General features: G+C 69.3%; 15 protein-coding genes and 1 other annotated feature. Of the genes, 8 read left to right on the top strand and 7 right to left on the bottom strand.

The features are described from left to right. The first annotated feature begins 132 nt into the window (after positions 1–132). The gene (locus ABS52_08005) at positions 133–2,097 is read left to right on the top strand and encodes an acylase (GenBank protein ID ODT03765.1); all 1,965 of its coding nucleotides are present in this window, start codon (positions 133–135) and stop codon (positions 2,095–2,097) included. A gap of 89 nt (positions 2,098–2,186) precedes the next feature. Here the strand turns inward: ABS52_08005 and ABS52_08000 are convergent, their stop codons facing one another. Beyond that, a complete protein-coding gene (locus ABS52_08000) occupies positions 2,187–5,384 on the bottom strand; it encodes a sialidase (GenBank protein ID ODT03764.1) in 3,198 nt (1,065 codons plus the stop codon). Between the two features lie 242 nt (positions 5,385–5,626). Further along, positions 5,627–6,853, bottom strand: coding sequence for a hypothetical protein (locus ABS52_07995; GenBank protein ID ODT03692.1), 1,227 nt, complete (start codon positions 6,851–6,853; stop codon positions 5,627–5,629). 116 nt (positions 6,854–6,969) lie between these two features. On the opposite strand from ABS52_07995, the gene ABS52_07990 reads away from it, so the two are divergent. The 6 genes from ABS52_07990 to ABS52_07965 all read left to right on the top strand — a co-directional run bounded on the left by ABS52_07990 (position 6,970) and on the right by ABS52_07965 (position 13,168). Next, positions 6,970–8,250, top strand: coding sequence for a hypothetical protein (locus ABS52_07990; GenBank protein ODT03691.1), 1,281 nt, complete (start codon positions 6,970–6,972; stop codon positions 8,248–8,250). Positions 8,251–8,351: 101 nt separating this feature from the next. Beyond that, positions 8,352–8,426 (top strand) — a binding site (SAM riboswitch). A gap of 44 nt (positions 8,427–8,470) precedes the next feature. Further along, entirely contained in the window at positions 8,471–9,478 is a 1,008-nt protein-coding gene (locus tag ABS52_07985) for a hypothetical protein (GenBank protein ODT03690.1), read from the top strand. Beyond that, on the top strand, positions 9,475–10,737 hold the full coding sequence (locus tag ABS52_07980) for a threonine synthase (GenBank protein ODT03689.1): 1,263 nt from the start codon (positions 9,475–9,477) through the stop codon (positions 10,735–10,737). Before ABS52_07985 ends, ABS52_07980 begins: the two co-directional genes overlap by 4 nt. A gap of 36 nt (positions 10,738–10,773) precedes the next feature. Further along, positions 10,774–11,049 (top strand): molybdopterin synthase sulfur carrier subunit, encoded by a 276-nt coding sequence (locus ABS52_07975; protein ID ODT03688.1) that lies wholly within the window; start codon positions 10,774–10,776, stop codon positions 11,047–11,049. A 27-nt stretch (positions 11,050–11,076) separates the two neighbouring features. Further along, positions 11,077–12,249 (top strand): molybdenum cofactor biosynthesis protein MoeB, encoded by a 1,173-nt coding sequence (locus ABS52_07970; protein ID ODT03763.1) that lies wholly within the window; start codon positions 11,077–11,079, stop codon positions 12,247–12,249. Between the two features lie 82 nt (positions 12,250–12,331). Continuing rightward, positions 12,332–13,168 (top strand): hypothetical protein, encoded by an 837-nt coding sequence (locus ABS52_07965; protein ODT03687.1) that lies wholly within the window; start codon positions 12,332–12,334, stop codon positions 13,166–13,168. On the opposite strand, the gene ABS52_07960 is transcribed toward ABS52_07965, so the two are convergent. Continuing rightward, complete coding sequence (locus ABS52_07960) at positions 13,165–14,451, bottom strand: citrate (Si)-synthase (protein ODT03762.1); 1,287 nt, start codon at positions 14,449–14,451, stop codon at positions 13,165–13,167. The two genes, ABS52_07965 and ABS52_07960, sit on opposite strands and share 4 nt — an antisense overlap. A gap of 301 nt (positions 14,452–14,752) precedes the next feature. Here ABS52_07960 and ABS52_07955 point away from each other — a divergent pair, with 301 nt between their 5' ends. Beyond that, a complete protein-coding gene (locus tag ABS52_07955; GenBank protein ODT03686.1) occupies positions 14,753–15,559 on the top strand; it encodes a hypothetical protein in 807 nt (268 codons plus the stop codon). Here the strand turns inward: ABS52_07955 and ABS52_07950 are convergent. From ABS52_07950 to ABS52_07935, 4 genes are all read right to left on the bottom strand, one after another. Then, on the bottom strand, positions 15,536–16,015 hold the full coding sequence (locus ABS52_07950; protein ODT03685.1) for an EVE domain-containing protein: 480 nt from the start codon (positions 16,013–16,015) through the stop codon (positions 15,536–15,538). The genes ABS52_07955 and ABS52_07950 overlap by 24 nt on opposite strands. A gap of 89 nt (positions 16,016–16,104) precedes the next feature. Further along, positions 16,105–17,400, bottom strand: a complete 1,296-nt coding sequence (locus tag ABS52_07945) for an aminotransferase V (protein ID ODT03684.1) — start codon at positions 17,398–17,400, stop codon at positions 16,105–16,107. A gap of 84 nt (positions 17,401–17,484) precedes the next feature. Then, positions 17,485–18,537: a hypothetical protein gene (locus tag ABS52_07940; protein ID ODT03683.1), complete on the bottom strand. Its 1,053-nt coding sequence runs from the start codon at positions 18,535–18,537 to the stop codon at positions 17,485–17,487. 128 nt (positions 18,538–18,665) lie between these two features. Beyond that, positions 18,666–20,093, bottom strand: a complete 1,428-nt coding sequence (locus tag ABS52_07935; protein ODT03761.1) for a hypothetical protein — start codon at positions 20,091–20,093, stop codon at positions 18,666–18,668. Positions 20,094–20,128: the final 35 nt, after the last annotated feature.

Here is a 20,128-nt window from a genome sequence, read left to right as displayed (position 1 = left end):
TCGCGGCCCCGGCGGGGCATCTTCCCCACTTTCTTGCGCGTGGCGCGGGGAATTCCCTCTTGCACGGGCGTGGGCGCGGACGAGCGTTGGGGCATTCGTGAACGTCCCGCCCACATCCACAAGACCGGACGCATGCGCACCCTTTTCCGCCGGCTCGCGACCGCGGCCCCCCTCCTCCTCCTCGCCCTCCCGACGGAGGCGCAACCGCCACAGCAGGCCAACGTCCTGCAGCTGCGGGCGCGCCGCGACTCGCTCGAGGCCGAGCTGCAACGCGTCGCCATCATCGACCGCAAGGTGATGGTGACGATGCGCGACGGCCTCAGGATGCAGGCCGACATCTACCGTCCGAAGAATGCCGGGGACAAGGTTCCGGCGATCTTCGTCCGTACCCCGTACAACTTCAACTGGTGGGACGTGCGGCTGGGCGCGCCGTCCGACATGTCGCCGCAGCTCGAGGCGGTGAAGCGCGGCTACGCCTACGTGCTCATGAACGAGCGCGGCCACTTCTTCTCCAAAGGGAACTACGACATCCTGGGGCCGCCACTCACCGACGGCCAGGACGCCATCCAGTGGATCGCGACGCAGCCCTGGGCCAACGGCAAGGTGGGGCTGATCGGCTGTTCCTCGACCGCCGAGTGGCAGATGGCGGTGGCGGCGCAGGCCCCCCCGGGGCTGGCGACCATCATCCCGCAGGGGTTCGGCGCCGGGGTCGGGCGCGTCGATGGATGGTACGAGCAAGGGAACTGGTACCGCGGCGGGGCCGTGCAGATGCTGTTCATCGCCTGGCTCTACGGCGAGCAGAACCAGGTGCGCCCGATGATGCCCCCCAACCTGACGCAGGAGGAGCGCATCCGCTTCTCGAAGTCGTTCGACCTGGCGCAGCAGCTGCCGCCGGTCGACTGGGACAAGGCGCTGCGGACCCTCCCGGAGATGGACATCCTCACGGCGGTCGACGGGCCGCGCGGCATCTTCGCCGACTCCATGCCGGGGATCGCCTCGGGCGGGGCGATGATCAAGCGCACGCCTAACGATCCGGCCTGGTACCGGGGCGGGCTCTTCCACGACAACATGGTGATCAACGTCCCCGGGCTCTGGTTCATGTCGTGGTACGACGTGTCGGTGGGGCCGAACCTGGCGACGTACAACTACGTGCGCCGGACGGCGCGCCCGGAGGTCGCCAACCAGCAATACGCCGTGATCGCCCCGACGCTCCACTGCTCCTACAAGCGCGCCACCGAGAACACGATCGTCGGCGAGCGCAGCGTCGGCGACGCGCGGTACGACTACGACGCCCTCACCTACGGGTGGTTCGACATCTTCCTCAAGGGCGAGCAGAGCCGCCTTCTCGACACGCTCCCGAAGGTGCGCTACTACACGATGGGGATCAACAAGTGGCAGGCGTCGGACAGCTGGCCGCCGCGCGGCGCGGAGTCGCTGACGTACTTCCTGTCGAGCGGGGGGAAGGCGAACAGCGCGAAGGGCGATGGCATGCTCGCCTCCAGGCCGCCCCGCGACGACAAGCCCGACGCCTTCACGTACGACCCGATGAACCCGCTGCCGTCGTACGGGGGAAACGTGTGCTGCACGGGGAACGCGGTCGTGGGAGGCGCGCTGGACCAGCAGAAGATGGAGGAGCGCGACGACATCCTCGTCTACAGCACCGAGCCGCTCAAGGAAGGGATGGAGGTCAGCGGCCCGATCGAGCTCACGCTGTACGTCTCCACGGACGTGAAGGACACCGACTTCACGGTCAAGCTGCTCGACGTCTACCCGGACGGGCGCGCCTACAACCTGGACGAGACGATCCAGCGTGCCCGGTATCGCGAGGGGTACGACAAGGAAGTCTTCATGGAGCCGGGGAAGGTCTACAAGGTGACGCTGGGTCCCCTGACGACGAGCAACTACTTCGAGGCCGGGCACCGCCTTCGCATCGAGGTGTCGAGCTCCAACTTCCCGCGCTTCGACCGCAACATGAACACCGGCGGGCGCAACTGGGACGAGAAGACCGGCGTGGTGGCGCACAACAAGGTGCATCACTCGCGGAAGTACCCCACCTCCCTCAAGGTCACGGTGGTCAGGCGGAAGACGGCCTCGTAGGGCCGCCGGAGGGGCAATGCGAGACGGCCGGCGGCACTCCATGCCGCCGGCCGTCTCGCGTTGGTGGCCAGGATGCTCAGAAGGCGGGGTCAGGAGACGAGCGCGTTGCGCACGTTCCGGCGCCGAAGCAGGTCGCGGAAGGCATCGAGGTCGCGCCCCATCACCGCGTCGTAGCGGCGCCGCGCCTGGCGCAACTGTTCCTTCAGCACCCCGTGCACCTCCAGCGCCTGGCCCGTGGGGGCGTAGTCGGAGCTGGTGACGCTCCCGGCGAGATAGAGCAACTGCTCGGCAAGCCGGTACGGCCATCGCACGTCGTCCTGCCCGCGCCCCGTGGTCTTCACCTGGAAGAGGAGCTCCTCCACGTCCTGGAGCTTGCGCGCCAGCGAATCGCCCGCGGTGCGCACGTCGGCGAGCGTGGAGTCGTCCGCGAGCGTCGCCTTCAGCGTGGTCACCTGGGCCCGGGCCGCCTCGAGGGCGTTGATCATGTCGACCGTGGCGTCGATGTCGGCCATGATGTCGGCGGCAAGCGTCACCTGGCGCCGGATCTCCTCCTCGCTCCCGCCCGACGCGGGATCCTTGCGCACGACGAGCGAGCGCCGTTCCTCGACGCCGGCGCCGCGCAGCGTGACCGTGTAGGTCCCGGGTGGGACGAGCATCGCGAATCGCCCGACCCCCGGGGCCGACTTCCCTTCCGGCGGATACTTCTGCTCGGGGGCGTACGGATTGGCCGCGCGCAACTTGGCCTCCCGGGTGCGCTCGGTCCGCAGGTCCCACATGACGCGGTTCACCCCGGCCTTGCCGCTGGCCTTGATGGTGCGCACGAGCCTTCCCGAGGTGTCGGCGATGGTGAGCGTCACCGAATCCTTCGCGTCCTGCCTGAGCCAGAAGTTGAGTGAGGCACCATAGCGCGGGTTGGTCCCCACCACCGGATCGTCCGCGTCATAGAACGGCAGCTCGACGTTGAGGAACCGATAGGCGAGCCGCGGCTCGAAGAGCGTCGCGTCCCTGGACGCCACGTCGGCCGCGAGGGCGCGAAGCGGGGTGATGTCGTCCATGATCCAGAAGCCGCGCCCGTAGGTTGCAATCACGAGGTCGTTGAAGTGCGGCTGCACTTCGATCCAGTACACGGGCACGCGCGGAAGGTTGTTCTGCAGCGGTTGCCAGCGCGCACCGTCGTCGAACGAGACGTAGATCCCGTTCTCCGTTCCGGCATAGAGGAGGCCCCGCCGCGCCGGGTCCTCGCGCACCACGTGCACATAGGAGAGCGGCGATTTCGGGATGCCGCTGACGACCAGCGTCCAGCTCTTCCCGAAGTCGGTCGTCTTGTAGATGTAGGGGTCGCGCACGTTGACCTGATGGCCATCCACCGAGAGGTAGGCCGTTCCCTCGTCGTAGCGCGACGCCTCGATGTTGGAGATGGTCCCCCACGGCGGGAGCCCGGGGAGGTTGGCCGAGAGGTCGGTCCACGTCGTGCCGCCGTCGCGCGTGAGGTGGACCCTCCCGTCGTTGGTCCCCGCCCAGATGACCCCCGGGGTGCGCGGCGACTCGGCGATGGCGAAGACCACGCCGGCGTACTCCACGCCGATGTTGTCGGGGGTGAGGCCGCCCGAGCGGATCATCCGGGAGCGATCGTTGCGTGACAGGTCGGGAGAGATGACCCGGAACGAGCGGCCGCCGTCGGTGGTCACGTGCACGTGCTGCGACCCGACGTAGACTCGATTGTGGTCGTGCGGCGAGATGTGGAGGGGGAAGGTCCAGACGAAGCGGTACTTCACCTCCTCGGCGGCATGGCCGATCGTCGCCTGCGGCCACACCTCGACGGGGACCGCATACCCGGTGCGCACGTCGTAGCGCGAGACGATCCCCCCGACCGAGCCGTAGCCCGACGCGCTGGACCAGACGAGGTTCGTGTCGACCGGGTCGGGCTGGGCCCACCCCGACTCACCGCCGCCGACCGAGGTCCACGCGCCGCGCGGAATCACGCCGTCGCCGAACCACCCGACCATCTTGCTGTTGGACGGCCCCATCGCCGACGGCCCGTCCTGCCGGTTGCCGTAGACGTTGTACGGGACGCGGCTGTCGACGGCGACGTGGTACATCTGGGCGATGGGGAGGGCGATGCGCCGCCAGCTCTGCCCGCGGTTCTCGGTGATGGAGATGCCGCCGTCGTGGCTGACGATCATGCGGTTGGCGTTCGTCCCGTCGATCCAGATGTCGTGGTGGTCGCCGCCCGGAATGTTGGCGGTGGGCGGGTCGATCGTCGTCGTGCCGCCGTCCAGCGTCTTGGCCCAGTTGGCGGAGAGGAAGTACGCCTCGTCGGCATTGTCGGGCATGGCCGCCATGCGGTTGTAGTAGTGCGTGCGCCCCGCGAGCTGCAAGTCGTAGCTCACCACCTGCCAGCTGCGTCCCCCGTCGTCCGAGCGCCACAGGCGCCCGCGCGTCGTCTCGGGGACGTTGGTGGCGGGAATGCCGTCGCCGGCCTCGATGAGGGCGTAGACGCGCTGCGGGTTCGCCTTCGAGAGCGCCAGGCCGACCTTGCCGATCGGGGTGGCGGGAAGGCCGTGCCCGGCGAGGCGCTTCCAGGTCGTCCCCCCGTCCTCGGACTTCCAGATCCCGCTCCCGGCACCGCCGGAGTAACGCCCCCAGGTATTGACTTGCACCTGCCACATCCCGGCGTACAGGATGCGCGGATTGGAGGCGTCCATCACGAGGTCCGACGCCCCGGTGGAGTCGTTGACGAAGAGGACCTTCTCCCAGTGTCGCCCGCCATCGGCGGAGCGGAAGACGCCGCGGTCGGGCTGCGGCCCGTAGGCGTGCCCCAACGCGGCGATGTAGACGATGTCCGGATTGGTGGGATGGATGAGGATGCGCGAGATGCGGCCGGTGTCGTCGAGTCCCATCCTGCCCCATGTCTTCCCCGCGTCCGTGGACTTGAAGACGCCCCACCCGATCGAGATGTGCGAGCGGAGGAACGGTTCCCCCGTCCCGGCCCAGACGACGTTCGGGTCGGAGGGAGCGGTGGCGAGGGCGCCGATCGAGGAGACCGGCTGGTCGTCGAAGATCGGGCGCCAGGTGTTGCCGCCGTCGCTCGTCTTCCAGATGCCGCCCGAGGCGGCGCCGGCGTAGTAGGTCGTCCGGTCACCCGCCACCCCTGCGACGGACGTCACGCGATTCCCCTCGGGCCCGATATGGCGCCAGGACAGCGACGCCCAGGCGGACGAATCAATCGTTGCGCCTGGCGATGCCGGCGGGCGGCCACGCTGCGCGGCCAGGGGGGAGGGGTGCATCGCCAGGGCGGCGATCGTCACGAGCGCCGCCGGGTACGCCGCGGTATGCGTCAAGGTGTGCGTCGCGGTGCGCAATGCCGCGCGCACTGCGGTGCGCATCGGGTGGGCGAACGGGCGACGCGGGCCTGGCTGCGGGGTTGGAGGCATGAATCGGGTCCGATGGGGGGCTGCGAAAGTGCGCCCGCCAGCCGCGCAGCGCCAGCCGCGCAGCGCCAGCCGCGCAGCAATCCCCGAGGGCTCGGCTACAGCTCGCGCACGTCCGGATAGCGCCGGAACAACCACCACCCGAAGAGGAGCATCAGGATCGCCGCCCCGCCAATGGCGGCATCCACGCCGACGACGCGCGCCACCGCCCCCGCTCCGAACGCCCCCACCACCTGCGGGAGGCCGACGACGATCAGCGAATAGATCGCCATCAGCCGGCCGCGAAACTCGTCGGGCACGATCGACTGCATCAACGTGTTGGCGAGCGCATTGTTCACGATCATCACCAGGCCGATGACGAACAGGAGGGGGTACGCCGCGGAAGCGATGCGGGTGAACGAGAGGACCACCAGCAGCGCGCCATAGGCGAACGACGTCTGGGTCAGGAGCCGCCCCCGTGAGCGTGGCGCCGACGCCGCCAGCCCCAGCGCCCCGATCATGCCACCGACCCCGACCGCCGACAGCATGACGCCGTAGCCTCCCGCCCCCAGCCCCAGCACGTCACGCGCCATGACCGGCATGAGCGACAGGTAGGGGATGCCGAGGATGGAATACACGGTGATGAGCCACACGAGGCCGCGCAGCTCGTGATGGTGGGCGATGTACGCCAGCCCCTCGCGGATCCCCTCGAGGGGCGACATGGTCACGACGATCGGGGGACGCGGCGGCAGGGTGATGCGCGCCAGCCCGATCAGCACGGTCAGGTAGCTCAGCGCGTTGACGCCGAAGCACCAGGCCAGCCCGAACTTGGCGATGATCGCGGCGCCGACGGCCGGGCCGAAGATGCGCGCGAGGTTGAACCCCGACGAGTTGAGGGCGATGGCGTCGCGCAGGTCGTCGCGGCCGACGAGATCGATCATCAGCGACTGGCGCGCCGGGATCTCGACGCTCCCGATGGTCCCCCCCGCCAGCGCCAGGAGGACGAGCCCCGGTATGTTGATGTGGCCAGACCACGTGAAATACCACAGCAGCGTTGCCTCGACGAGGAGCAGGCTTTGCGCGATCTTCACGAGGCGCAGCTTGTCGCTTCGATCGACCAGGACCCCCGCGTGGAGCGAGAAGAGGAGGATCGGAAGCGATCCCGCCGCCGCGACGAGCCCGACGATGAAGGCGCTGTCGGAGAGTTGCAGGGCGAGCCACCCCTGCGCCATCGACTGCATCCACGTCCCGATCAGGGAGAGGGTCTGCCCCACCCAGAAGCGACGGAAGTTCGCGTGGGTGACCAGGACCCGGAACGGATTGCGTGATCGGGGGGGAGACGTCACGAGCGAAAGCTATACCTCCTGTCGAGAGCGCGGGATCGCGGCGGGGGACGACGGGGTTGTATGCTAGGAGGTGGCCGATTGCCGCCCCTGCTGTACCTCCCTCCCCCGAGGGCGCCATGCGCTTCCACACCTACACGAAGTTCTCGCCCGAGGCCGCCGACGCGGTCGATCTCGAGGCGTTGCTGGAGCAGCTGTCCGACTTCCTCCTCCAGTCCGGCTTCGCGGGCGGGGCGCAGTACCACCCGTTCTGGGGAGAGACGGGCGAGGACGCCGATCGCTCGCTGGAGGCGCTGAAACAGGCAATCCTCCAGGCGCTGATCGACAGCGGGCAGTTCACCCCGGAGATGCTCAACGCGCTCCGGGGCGACGATGACGAGGAGGCGCAGGCGTCGCTGGCCCGGCTGCTCGACGAACTGGTGAAGCGCCTCATGGAACAGGGCTACCTCAAGCTCGAGGCGCCGCCCGAGGTCCCGGATTCGCACGCGGCGGTCGAGGGGCCGGGCGGACTGGCCCGGGCGGCCTCGCGCGACGTGAACTTCCGCCTGACCGACAAGGGGATCGACTTCCTCGGCTACAAGAGCCTCCGTCACATCCTCGGATCGTTAGGCCGCAGCTCGCTCGGGAGCCACGACACGCCCTTCCTGGCCACCGGGATCGAGTCCGATGCCTCCAGCCGCCCCTACGAGTTCGGCGACACGCTGAACCTCGACGTCAACGAGACGCTCAAGCACTCGCTCGCCCGCACCGGGTCGCTCGCCCTCCCGCTGGATATCGACTATCCCGACCTGATGGTCCGGCAGACGGAGTACCGCTCGTCGTGCGCGACCGTCCTGATGCTCGACTGCTCGCACTCGATGATCCTCTATGGCGAGGATCGCTTCACGCCGGCCAAGAAGGTCGCTCTCGCCCTGACCCACCTCATCCGCACGCAGTTTCCCGGCGACACGATCCGGGTCGTCCTGTTCCACGATTCCGCCGAGGAGATCCCGATCGCCACGCTGGCGCATGCGCAGGTCGGGCCCTACCACACGAACACCGCCGAGGGGCTCAAGCTGGCCCGACGCATCCTGATGGCGCAGAAGAAGGACATGCGCCAGATCGTGATGATCACCGATGGCAAGCCCAGTGCGCTCACCATGCCGAACGGGGCCATCTACCGGAACTCGATGGGGCTCGATGCCTACGTGATCCAGGAGACGATCCGCGAGGTCGCCCAGTGCCGGCGCTCGGGGATCGTGATCAACACCTTCATGCTCGCCCGCGATCGCGCCCTCGTGGAGTTCGTCAAGCACGTCTCGTCGATCTGCCGCGGCAAGGCGTACTTCACCAACACGATGACGCTGGGGCAGTACATCCTGATGGACTTCCTGCGGAGAAAGACGAGGAAAGTGTCATAGGGGCAGAAGACGAGAAGACGCGAAGACGCGAAGACGCGAAGTCCTGATATCCAGGGGGCACTTGCGCGTCGGCGAGGCGACCGATAGAATCGTTCCTCACAACCGAAGCTCGTGGCGATTTACGGCAACTTGCGGCCACGTAAAACATTTCGCTAAAAAGCCACGTCCCGGGGCTTTTGCCGTCGGGATTTTTTTTGTCCCGACGGCAGGGCGGCGGGGAGTGGGGGAGACGACACACTCCATGGCACCACCCGTCCTCCGCGTCGGGCTCATCGGAAACGGCACCGTCGGCGCCGCCTTTGCCTCCGCCCTCGAGGCCAGTCACGACCGCCTCAGCCAGCGGCTCGGCGTCCGGGTCCGCCTCACCCAGGCCGCCGTCCGCACGCCGGACCGCCATCGCGACGCGCTTCCCGGCATCCGCGTGCACGACGACGCGGCGGCGCTCGCCGCGGATACCAGCGTCGACATCGTCGTCGAGGCCAGTGGAGACCCCGGCGCCGCCGGCTGGCTGCGGCGCGCCATCGCACGTGGGGCGGCCGCGGTGTCGGCGAACAAACTCGCGATAGCGAGCGACCGTCCGCTGCTCGACGCCCTCGCGCGCCGTCACCCGCTCCTTCATTGCGAAGGCGCAGTCGCCGGCGCCCTCCCCATCGTGCGCGCCCTCCGCGACTCGCTCGACGGCGAGGAGATCCACGACCTGCGCGGCGTCCTCAACGGCACCACGACCTACATTCTCACGCGGCTCGAGCGCGGCGACCGCTTCGCCGACGCGCTCGCGGCGGCACGGGAGGCGGGGTTCGCGGAAGGTGACCCTGCCTCCGACCTGAGCGGGCAGGACGCGGCGGCCAAGCTCGCCATCCTCGCCACGCTCGCCTGGCGCCGAGCCGTGACCCTGGCCGACGTCCCGACGCGCGGGATCGACGCGCACATCGTCGACGTCGTGCGCGTGGCCGGTGCCCACGGTTGCCGCGTGCGCCTGGTGGCCGAGGCCTGGGAGGACGACGGATTGCAGCTGCGCGTCGAGCCGAAGATCCTCGAGGCCGGCGACCCGCTGGCACGCGCCGAGGAGGTCATCAATGTCGTCGCCGTCCAGAGCGCGCTCGCCGGCCCGCTCACCTGGTACGGCGCAGGCGCCGGTGGGCGGCACACCGCCTCCGCATTGTTGGGCGACGTACTCACCGCGGCGCGCGCCCTCGTTGGAACCCATACCGGACGGATTGCCGCATGAGCGCGACCCTCACTCCCCCACTCGTTCCCACCACCCGCCTCACCCCGCTCCCGCTGGCCTGCGCCTCGTGCGGCCAGGAGGCGGGGGCGACGCCGCAGGCGATCTGCCCCAACTGCCTCGGCCCGCTCGAGCCGGTCTACGACGCCGCGCGCCCCCTCCCCACCCGTGAGGAGATCGCCGCCCGCCCGCGTTCGCTGTGGCGCTATCGCGAGTGGCTCCCGTTCGCGGGGACCCCCGTGCACGCGCTCGACGTCGGGTGGACGCCGCTCGTCGAGGCGCCGCGCCTGGCCGAGCGCCTCGGTGTGGCCCGCCTCTGGCTCAAGCTCGACGCCCACTCGTTTCCCTCGCTCTCGTTCAAGGATCGCGTCGTCACGACGGCCATCAATGCCGCGGAAGCGTTCGGCATCGACGTGATCGGGTGCGCGTCGACCGGCAACCTCGCCAATGCCGTCGCCGCGGCCGCCGCGCGCGCCGGGAAGCCCGCGTGGATCTTCGTCCCCGAAGACCTCGAGCTCGGCAAGCTGGTGGCGACCACCGTCTTCGCCCCCAGGCTGGTGCGGATCAAGGGCACCTACGACGACGTGAACCGCCTGTGTGCGCAGGTTGCCGACCGCTTCGGCTGGGGGATCGTCAACGTCAACCTCCGCGCCTACTACGGCGAAGGGAGCAAGACGATGGCGTTCGAGATCGCCGAGCAGCTCGGCTGGCGCCTCCCCACGGCGGTGGTCACGCCGATGGCGGGGGGCTCGCTGGTCACCAAGCTGCGCAAGGGGTTCACGGAAGCGCGTGATGCCGGCCTGGTGTCGGGCGAGCTCCCGCGACAGTACGGCGCCCAGGCCGAGGGGTGCGCCCCCATCGTGCGCCTGACGGAGCGCGGCGACGACACCCTCGTCCCCGAGATCCCCCGCACGATCGCGCGCTCCCTCGCCATCGGGAACCCGGCCGACGGGCTCTTCGCCAGCCACATCCTTCGCCACAGCGGCGGGGGCGGGCAGGCGGTGGGCGACCGGGAGCTCGTGGCCGCGATCCGCCTGCTCGCCGAGACCACGGGAGTCTTCGCCGAGACAGCGGGCGGCGTAACGCTCGCCGCCGCGACGAAGCTCGCCGAGCGGGGGTCACTTCGCGCCGACGACGAGGTGGTGGTATGCCTAACGGGACACGGCCTCAAGACGGTGGAAGCCGTGCAGGACACCCTCCGCGACGCCCCCGTCATCACCCCGAAGATTCGTGAAGTGGCCGCCCTGATCGCCTCATCCTGAAGTACCGGTCTTCTCGTCTTCTCGTCTTCTCAAGATATGCCTGTCACCGTCCACCTCCCCTCCGTCCTCGCCGCCCACGCCGGCGGCACTCGCGCCATCGAAGCCGCTGGCGCCACGGTCGGCGCCACGCTCGACGCGCTCGTGGTCCGCTTCCCGCAACTTGGCCCTCGCCTGCGCGACGCGCAGGGGGCGCCGTATCCCTTCGTGACGATCTACCTGAACGACGAGGACGTCAGGCTCGTCGGCGGCTTCGACGCGGCGGTGCAGGATGGCGACGAGGTCACCATCGTCCCGGCCGTGGCGGGGGGCTGAGCGATGTCGGCGACACTCGACCCCATCGTGGCGCCGGACGTCGGCGCCCTCCCGACTCTCACGCGCGACGAGCTCACGCGCGACGAGCTCACGCGCTACTCGCGCCATCTCCTCCTCCCGGAGGTGGGGGTGGAAGGACAGCGCAGGCTGAAGGCGGCGCGCGTGCTCCTGGTCGGCGCCGGCGGGCTCGGGTCGCCGGCCGCGCTCTACCTGGCCGCGGCGGGAGTCGGCACGTTAGGCATCGTCGACTTCGACCGCGTCGACATCACCAACCTGCATCGCCAGGTCATCCACGGCACCAGCGACGTGGGGCGCACCAAGCTGCAGTCGGCCACCGACCGCCTGCGCGAGGTCAACCCGCACGTGGTCGTCGAGCCGCACGAGGTGCGCCTGTCGTCCGCGAACGCGCTCGCGATCGTGCGCCGGTACGATCTCGTGGTGGATGGCACCGACAATTTCCAGACGCGCTACCTGGTCAACGACGCCTGCGTCCTCACGGGGCGCCCGAACGTGTACGGCTCGATCTTCCGCTTCGATGGGCAGGTCTCGGTGTTCTGCACGGCGGAGGGTCCCTGCTATCGCTGCATCTATCGCGAGCCGCCGCCGGCGGGGCTGGTCCCCAGCTGCGCCGAGGGCGGGGTGCTGGGCATCCTGCCGGGGATCGTGGGGATCCTGCAGGCCACGGAGGCGATCAAGCTGATCCTCGGGATCGGGGAGCCGCTGATCGGGCGCCTGAACCTGGTCGACTCGCTGGGCGCGAGGCAGCGTTCGGTGAAGATCCGGCGCGACCCCACGTGCCCGGCGTGCGGCACCCGCGAGCTGCAATCGCTCATCGACTACGATGCGTTCTGTGGTGTCCCGGCCGCCGCGGCCGACGCCCCGGTCCCCGAGCTCACCCCGCGCGAGCTGGCGGCGCGGCTGGGGCGAGGCGACGACCTGCTCCTGCTGGACGTGCGCGAGCCCCACGAGCATGCGATCGCGCGGATTCCCGGCGGGCGCCTGATTCCCCTGGGGGCATTCGGCGAGGCCATCCCGACCTTCGACCGCGGCCGCGACATCGTGGTGCACTGCCGCAGCGGGGCGCGCAGCGCGACCGCCGTCCGTCAGCTGCAGGCCGCCGGCTTCACGCGGGCCTGGAACCTGGCCGGCGGCATCCTGCGATGGGCCGACGACGTGGATCCGACGGTCGCGAAGTACTGAACCGGCTCCACCGGCGGAGGGGGCGTATCGGGCCCCCTCCGCCGGTTCTCCCGCTCGCGGCGCGCCGCTACCTTTCGCCGCCATGCAGCGCCCGACCGCCTCGCGCGCCGTCGCGCTTCCCTCGCCCGCCATCGCCCGCGACTTCTCCCGGCGCCTGCGCACCTGGTTCCGGAAGCACGGGCGCGACCTGCCGTGGCGGCGCACGCGCGACCCGTACCACGTCCTCGTCTCGGAGCTGATGCTCCAGCAGACGCAGGTGTCGCGGGTGGTGGAGTTCTACTCGCGCTTCCTCGAGCGTTTCCCCTCCCTGGACCACCTGGCGGCTTCTCCGCCAGCGCGCGTGCTCGAGGCATGGGAAGGGCTCGGCTACTACGCGCGCGCGCGCAACCTCCACGCCCTCGCCGTCCTGGTCACGCGCGACGGTGACGGGGCGCTCCCGCGTGATCCCGCGGCCCTGCGGGCGCTCCCCGGCATCGGCGACTACACGGCGGGAGCCGTGGCGTCGTTCGCCTTCGAGCGTCGCGCCGAATTGGTCGACACCAACGTCGCGCGCGTCCTGGCTCGCGTCTTCGCGCCGCGGCTCGACCCCAAGCGCCCGCGCGACCTGCGCCAGCTGTGGCGCATCGCGGCGTCGGTCCTCCCGCGTCGCGGCGACACCGGATGGACGCACAACCAGGCGCTGATGGAGCTCGGCGCGCTGCTCTGCACCGCGCGCGTTCGCCACTGCGCCCAGTGTCCCGTGCAGCGGCTCTGCGCCACGCGGTCGGCGGAGGTGCGGAGGGGGCGCCCTGCGGCCGAGGCACGGAAGCAGCCGACGAGCCGCCTCGCGGGGGCGCCGACGACGCCACGAAAAGCGGGGGCGCCTTCCGGCCACCCCCGCTCCAAGGTTCGCCCGCCGAAACGCGCGGCGCCCGACTAGAGCTTCTCGACCTTCTTGCTGTAGTCGAGCGTCGACTTGTACGGGCGCTCGTCATAGCCGGTGTAGACCTGCCGCGGGCGGGCGATCTTCTGCTCCTTGTCGAGCAGCATCTCCTCCCACTGCGACAGCCACCCGGCCACGCGCGGAATGGCGAAGAGGACCGTGAAGTAGTCGGTCGGGAACTTCATCGCGCGGTAGATCAGCCCCGTGTAGAAGTCCACGTTGGGGTAGAGCTTGCGCGAGACGAAGTAGTCGTCCGAGAGGGCGATGCGCTCGAGCTCCATCGCGATCTCGAGGTCCTTGTCCATCCCCACCGAGGCGAAGACCTCGTCGGCGAGCTTCTTCACGATCTTGGCGCGCGGGTCGTAGCTCTTGTAGACGCGATGACCGAAGCCCATGAGGCGCCCCTTCCCCTGCTTCACGCTCTCGACGAACGCCGGGACGTTCTTGATGTCGCCGATCTCGCCGATCATGCGGAGCACCTGCTCGTTGGCGCCGCCATGCAGCGGCCCGTAGAGGGCGGCGATTCCGGCGGCCACGGCGCTGAAGGGATCGACGTGCGACGAACCGACCGCGCGCACCGCATTGGTCGAGCAGTTCTGCTCGTGGTCCGCGTGGAGGATGAACAGGATCTCGATCGCCTTCGTGAAGACGGGGTTCGACTCGTACTGCGGCTCCGACATGCGCGCGATCATCGAGAGGAAGTTCTCGGCGTACGACAGGTCGTTGTCCGGATAGATGAACGGGAGCCCCTTCACGTGCCGGTAGGCGAAGGCGGCGATGGTCGGGACCTTGGCCAGCAGGCGGATGATCGAGATGTCGCGCTGGTGCTTGTCGAAGATGTCCTTCGCTTCCGGGTAGAACGACGACAGCGCCGCCACCCCCGCCACCGTCATCGACATCGGGTGCGCATCATAGCGGAACCCCTCGAGGAAGCGCTTGATGTTCTCGTGCACGTACGTGTGGTAGGTGATGTCGTGCACCCACCGGTCGTACTCGGGCTGCGTGGGGAGCTCGCCGTTGCGCAGCAGGTACGCCACCTCGAGGAAGCTCGCCTTCTCCGCCAGCTGCTCGATCGGGTAGCCGCGATAGCGCAGGATCCCCTTGTCGCCGTCGATGAAGGTGATGGCGCTCCGGCACGACGCCGTGTTCATGAACGCGGGGTCGTAGCCCATGAGGCCGAAATCGTCCGCATCCACCTTGACCTGGCGCAGGTCGCTCGTCCGGATGGTGCCGTCGGTGATGGGGATCGAATACGTCTTGCCGGTCCGCGTATCGCGGATCTCGAGGGCGTCGGTGTTGACTTGAGGCGCCTGTGGCGTCGCCGTCGTGCTCATATCCCGGTCTCTCCGCTGATGTCGCTACGAGGTGGAAATGATCATGAGCGCAAGCTAGTCGAGTGTCGTGGGGCTCGACATTGCCGCCAGCTGCGCGCCCTGCTTACTTCGGCGTGCAGGGACCGCCGGCCGGATGGCCTCCGCCACGTGCTGCCGGCGGAGGCCCTCACCCCCGATCGGGGCACGCCCTCATACCCGAACCTCTCCAGACCGCCCCTCGTTCCACCACCCCCCGGCCCACCATTCCGTGTCCGACGTTGCCCGACTTGCCTTGATCGTCCTGGCCGCTGCGGCGGGGGGGGCCGTGAACTCCATCGCGGGCGGAGGGACGCTCCTGACCTTCCCGGCCCTCATCGGCCTCGGGATCCCCGCCATCACGGCCAACGCCACCAGCACGGTGGCGCTGTGGCCGGGAGCCGTGGGGAGCATGTTGGGATACCTGGGAGAGCTGCGCGGCGTGCGCGCCTGGGCCGTGCGGTTCGCCATGCCGTCGCTGGCGGGAGGGCTCGTCGGCGCCCTCCTCCTCCTCGTCACCCCGGCCGACCGCTTCGACGCCCTGGTCCCCTGGCTCGTCCTCGGCGCGACCGGGCTCTTCCTGATCCAGCGCCCGGCCATGCGCTGGCTCCGCGAACACTCGCCTGCGGCTCGCGTCGCGGAAGGCGAGGTCGAGCCGCCCGATCCGGCGCGCGTCCCGCCGTCCACCACGGCACTCGTCTACCAGTTCGCGGTCGGCGTCTACGGCGGCTACTTCGGCGCCGGAATCGGGATCCTCATGCTGGCCGCCCTCGGCTTCATGGGATTCACCAATATCCACCGCATGAACGGACTCAAGAACTGGGGAGGCCTCTGCACCAACTTGATGGCGGCCGCCACGTTCACCTTCAGCGGCCTGGTCGACTGGCCAGTCGCGATCGCCATGGCGCTGGGCGCGGCGGCCGGAGGCTACGGGGGGTCGCGCCTGGCCCAGCGCGTCGCGCAGGGGCGCGTCCGGCAGGCGATCATCTTCATCGGCCTGGCCAGCGGCGTCTGGCTACTCGTCGGCAGGCTGCGCTGACCGGCCGAGTCGCGTCACGATCGCCCACTCGTCGGCCGTCAGCGGCGTGATGGAGAGGCGACTCCCACGCTGCAGGAGCTCCATGGACTCGAGCCCCGGCACCTGACGCATCATGGGGAGGGTGACGGGGTGGAGCGGGCGCTCCCCCTGCACGTCGACCATCATCCACGTGGGCGAGGCGGGATCGCTGTCGGGGTCGAAGTGGTCGTCGGTGGGGTCGAATGCGGTGTGGTCGGGATAGGCCTCGCGCACGACGCGCGCGGTTCCCACCACCGCCGGCGGCTCGGCATTCGAATGGTAGATCAGGACGCGGTCGCCCGCGCGCATGTGATCGCGCATGAAGTTGCGCGCCTGGTAGTTGCGGACACCGTCCCAGCAGGTCGTGCGGTCCCTGGCGCGCATGAGGTCGGCGAAGGAGAAGACGTCGGGTTCGGTCTTCATGAGCCAATGGCGCACGCCGCGCCCCGTTCGAGGGAGCGCATAACGATGGAAGCGCGGAGCGAGCGGCGCCGGGACCGGGGCGCCGCGCGATTTGCGGCTGGCGGTCAGGCGGCGATCCCCTGCTTCGACGCCTTGATCATCAGCTCGGCGAACAGGTCGACCTCGTCGAGCGTGGTGTAGACGCTGGGTGTCACCCGCAGCCCGTGGAACTCCGGATGCACGATGGCGACGGTCATCACCTTGTGCTTGTGCCAGAGCCACTGCTGGAGCTTCGGGGTGTCGACCCCCTCGATGTTGACGAGGGCGATCGCGCACGACTGCCGGTCGTCCAGCGGCGTGAGGACGTTGAAGCGCGCGCTTTCCGCCAGGAGCCGCTTGGCCCAGCGGTCCCGCAGGTAGCGAAGGCGCGCCGCCTTGCGTTCCATCCCGATGCCGCGGTTGAATGCCACGGCGAGCGAGATGGCGTTGTGGTTGGCGGCTGGGTGCGTGCCGATCTCCTCGTACTTGCGGATGTCGGCGTCCTGCGACGCGCCGGCCCCCATCATGGGCCAGAGCGACTTGATCTTGTCGCGCCGCACGTAGAGAAAGCCGGTTCCGATGGGGGCGTGCAGCCACTTGTGCAGCGACGTCCCGTAGTAGTCCACGTCGAGCTCGTCGCGCGTGAAGGGAAAGTGGGCGAAGGCGTGCGCCCCGTCGACGAAGGTCTCGATCCCCTTCTCGCGCGCCATCCGCGCGATCTGCCGCACGGGAAGGATCTGCCCCGTGAGGTTGGTGATGTGCGTGACCTCGATGACGCGCGTGCGCGGCGTGATGGCGGCGCGGAACTGCTCGACGATATACTCGTCCGAGGGCGGCGGAACCTTGAAGGAGACCTGCTTGAGCACGATCCCTTCGCGGCGCACGCGCTGCTCCCACGTCGTGATCATGCGCGGGTAGTTCTGGTTGGTGACGATCACTTCGTCGCCCCGCTTGAGGTCGATGCCAAGGATCATCGTCTCGTTGGCCTCGGACGCGTTGCGCGTGATCGCCATCTCCTCCGGGTCACAGCCGAACATGCGCGCCAGGTCACGCCGGACCGTCTCGATGCGCGGCTCCAGCACCTGCCACATGTGATCGACCGGGATCTGGTTCGAGAACCGGAGGTCGCGCATCATCATGTCCATGACGTGCGTCGGTGCCGGGCTGACCCCGCCGTTGTTGAGGTTCACCAGCGTTCGGTCGTCGTCGAACGCCATCTGGATCTGCGACCAGTACGCCTCGTCGTCCGCCGACTCGATGGGAGACTTGCCGCGCACGATGTCCTCGGCACGGAACAAGGTGGCAAAGGCCGATCCCTTCAGGGCGGGGAGCGCAACGCCCGCGCGCACCATCGAGGACATGAAGCGGCGGCGATCGGTCATGCGGGCCTCAGCGGAAGGGGTGGAGCGTGCAGCCTGTAACCTGCCCCGGCTGACGCCTCGCGTCCAGAGCAGTGGAACGCCTCCCTAGATGCGATCCGGCTGCGGGAGGTCGAGGATGAAGTGGAAGCGCGTCCCCTTCTCCAGCTCCGTTTCGACGCCCAGGGTCCCCCCCATGGCCCCGACGAGTTTCTGGCAGATCGAGAGCCCCAGTCCGGCGCTCGAGAAGGCGTAGTCGCCCGGGACCTGCCGCCGCCGGAACGCCTCGAAGAGGTTCGACAGCACGTACTCGGGAATCCCGCGCCCGGTGTCGCGCACCGAGAACTCCACCCGCGTCCGGTCCAGCTCGTGGCACGTCACGTCGACCGCACCGGTGTTCGTGAACTTGATGGCGTTGGTGGCCAGGTTCAACAGGACGCGATTGAGCGCCGCCGGGTGCCCGATGCGCACGTCGGCCGACGGTCCCGTGCGACGCATCGTGAGGCGCTTCTCCTCGGCCATCGGGCGCAGGATGTCGAGGATCGACTGCAGCACCTCGGAGACCGAGAACGCCATCGGCTGCTGGTCCATCAGGGTCGTCCCGCCGCGGGCAAGCTCGATCACGTCACCGGCCATCGCGCTCAAGCCGAAGGCGGCGCTGTAGATCAGCCCCAGCTGTCGTTGCTGGATCGGCGCCAGCTCGCCCCCAGCGCCGGCTCGGAGCCGCTCGGCGAGGATGAGGATGGAGCCGAGCGGCGAGCGCATGTCGTGCGCCATCTCGACGACCAGCTGCTGGGCGTCGCTACCGGTGAGCCGGGCGGCGAACCGGTGTGCCGCATCCTCGTCGAGCGCCACCTGCACGCCCTCGAACGCGCGCATCACGCGCACGACGTCCTCGGCCACGGCGTGGACCTCTGGGGCGTCCGCATGCGCGAGGAACGCGCGGCGGAGCTGTTCGAGGAGGCGACGCGCCGGGACAAACGGAGGGAGCTGCCCCATGTCGGCCGGCATTCCCGCGAGAACGCGCGCGAGTGCGTCCGTCACCACAGCGAGGGCCGTGCGAACGTCTGCGGTGGACGAGGCGGTGTGCTCGGCCGGGTGCCACGACGCCGTCACCTCGGCGGCGGCCGACGTGAGCGCGCGCCTGATGGCGGGGCACATCACGGTCGCCGCGCCCCCCTGGTCGACCGCTCCTGCAGCGTCGCCCGGGCCGCTCGTGTCGGGTGCCTGTTGCCCTCGTGCCCCTCCGTGGTTCTTCACCGGTTGCCGTGAACAGGTGGCGTGCGCCGTCATTCGTCGGAGGCGGCGGTCAGCTCGTCGCGCCGAAACCCGTGCTTCTCCATGAGACGGTAGAGGGTGGTCCGGTCGATGTTCGCCAGGCGTGCGGCCTTGGACATGTTGGACCCGGCCCGGGCGATGAGCTGCGCGAGATACTCCTGCTCGAAGTGCGCGACCAGCTTGTCCTTGGCGACATGGAACGACTCGTTCATGACGGTCGGCATGAAGCTCGTCTGCACCGGCTCGGCTGGCATGTCGTCGTAGACCGGGACGTCCTCGGGGAGCACGAGGTGCCCTGGCTCGGTGAGGACTGAGAGCTGCTCGATCACGTTCTGCAATTCGCGCACGTTGCCGCGCCACGGACGGGAGCGCAGGAACTCGATGGCCTGCTCCGAGAGGCGCGGCTGCGGCTCGCTGGTCCCGCGGTGCCGCTCCCAGTAGTGGGTGAGGAAGTGGTTCGCGAGGAGCGGGATGTCCTCCAGCCGCTTGCGCAGCGGCGGAAGGTGGATGGGGACGACGCGGAGGCGATAGAGGAGGTCCTCGCGCAGCGTGCCCTTCGTGACGCACTCGTGCGGGATGCGATTGGTTGCCGAGAGGAACCGCACGTCGACCACTGCATCCTCCTTCTCGCTGCCCACGCGCCGGACGACGCCGTCCTGGATGACGCGCAGGAGCTTGGCCTGCAGCGGGAGCGACATCTCGGTCAGCTCGTCGAGGAAGAGCGTCCCGCCGTTCGCGATTTCCAGCAATCCCGGCTTGTCGCGATCGGCGCCGGTGAAGGCCCCCTTCCGGTGGCCGAAGAGCTCGGACTCGAGGAGCCCCTCGGGGAGCGCGGCACAGTTGATGGGGACGAGCTGTCGCGACGCGCGGCGGCTGTGGGCGTGGATGAACTGGGCGATGACCTCCTTCCCGGTCCCGCTCTCCCCCATGATCATGACGGAGGCGTCGGTGGTGGCCACCTTGCGCGCCAGGTCGACGGCCTTGCGGAAGGCCGGGGAGACGCCGAGCAGCGTGACCTTCTCGCTGTTGCCGCTCTGCTTCGACAGTTGAACCCGCAGGTCTCGCGTCTCGCGGGCGACCATCACGGCGTGCGAGGCGCGCCCGACCAGGACCTGGAGGTGCGTGGCGGAGAAGGGCTTGGGGAGGTAGTCCCAGGCCCCTGCCCGCAGCGCCTCGATGCTGGTCGTGACGCTGGGGTTGCCGGTCATCACCACGACGATGGTGTCCTTGCTGGCGTCGAGGGTCGCCTTGAGGATCTCCATGCCCGAGACCGGGGTCATGTAGAGATCGACGAGGACGATGTCGAACCGTCGCCGCTTGACCAGGTCGATGGCCTCGTCACCGCGGCCGAGGGTCGTGACGTTGAACCCGTCCATCTGGAGGACGCTGGCGCACCCTTCGCGGAGGGTGCGGTCGTCATCCACGATGAGCAGGCTCAGGTTGGCCTTGACCTCGGGAGAGATGGAGAGCGGGT

The organism is Gemmatimonadetes bacterium SCN 70-22 (genome assembly GCA_001724275.1).
GTDB lineage: Bacteria > Gemmatimonadota > Gemmatimonadetes > Gemmatimonadales > Gemmatimonadaceae > SCN-70-22.
This window is presented reverse-complemented; position numbering and strand designations above follow the sequence as displayed.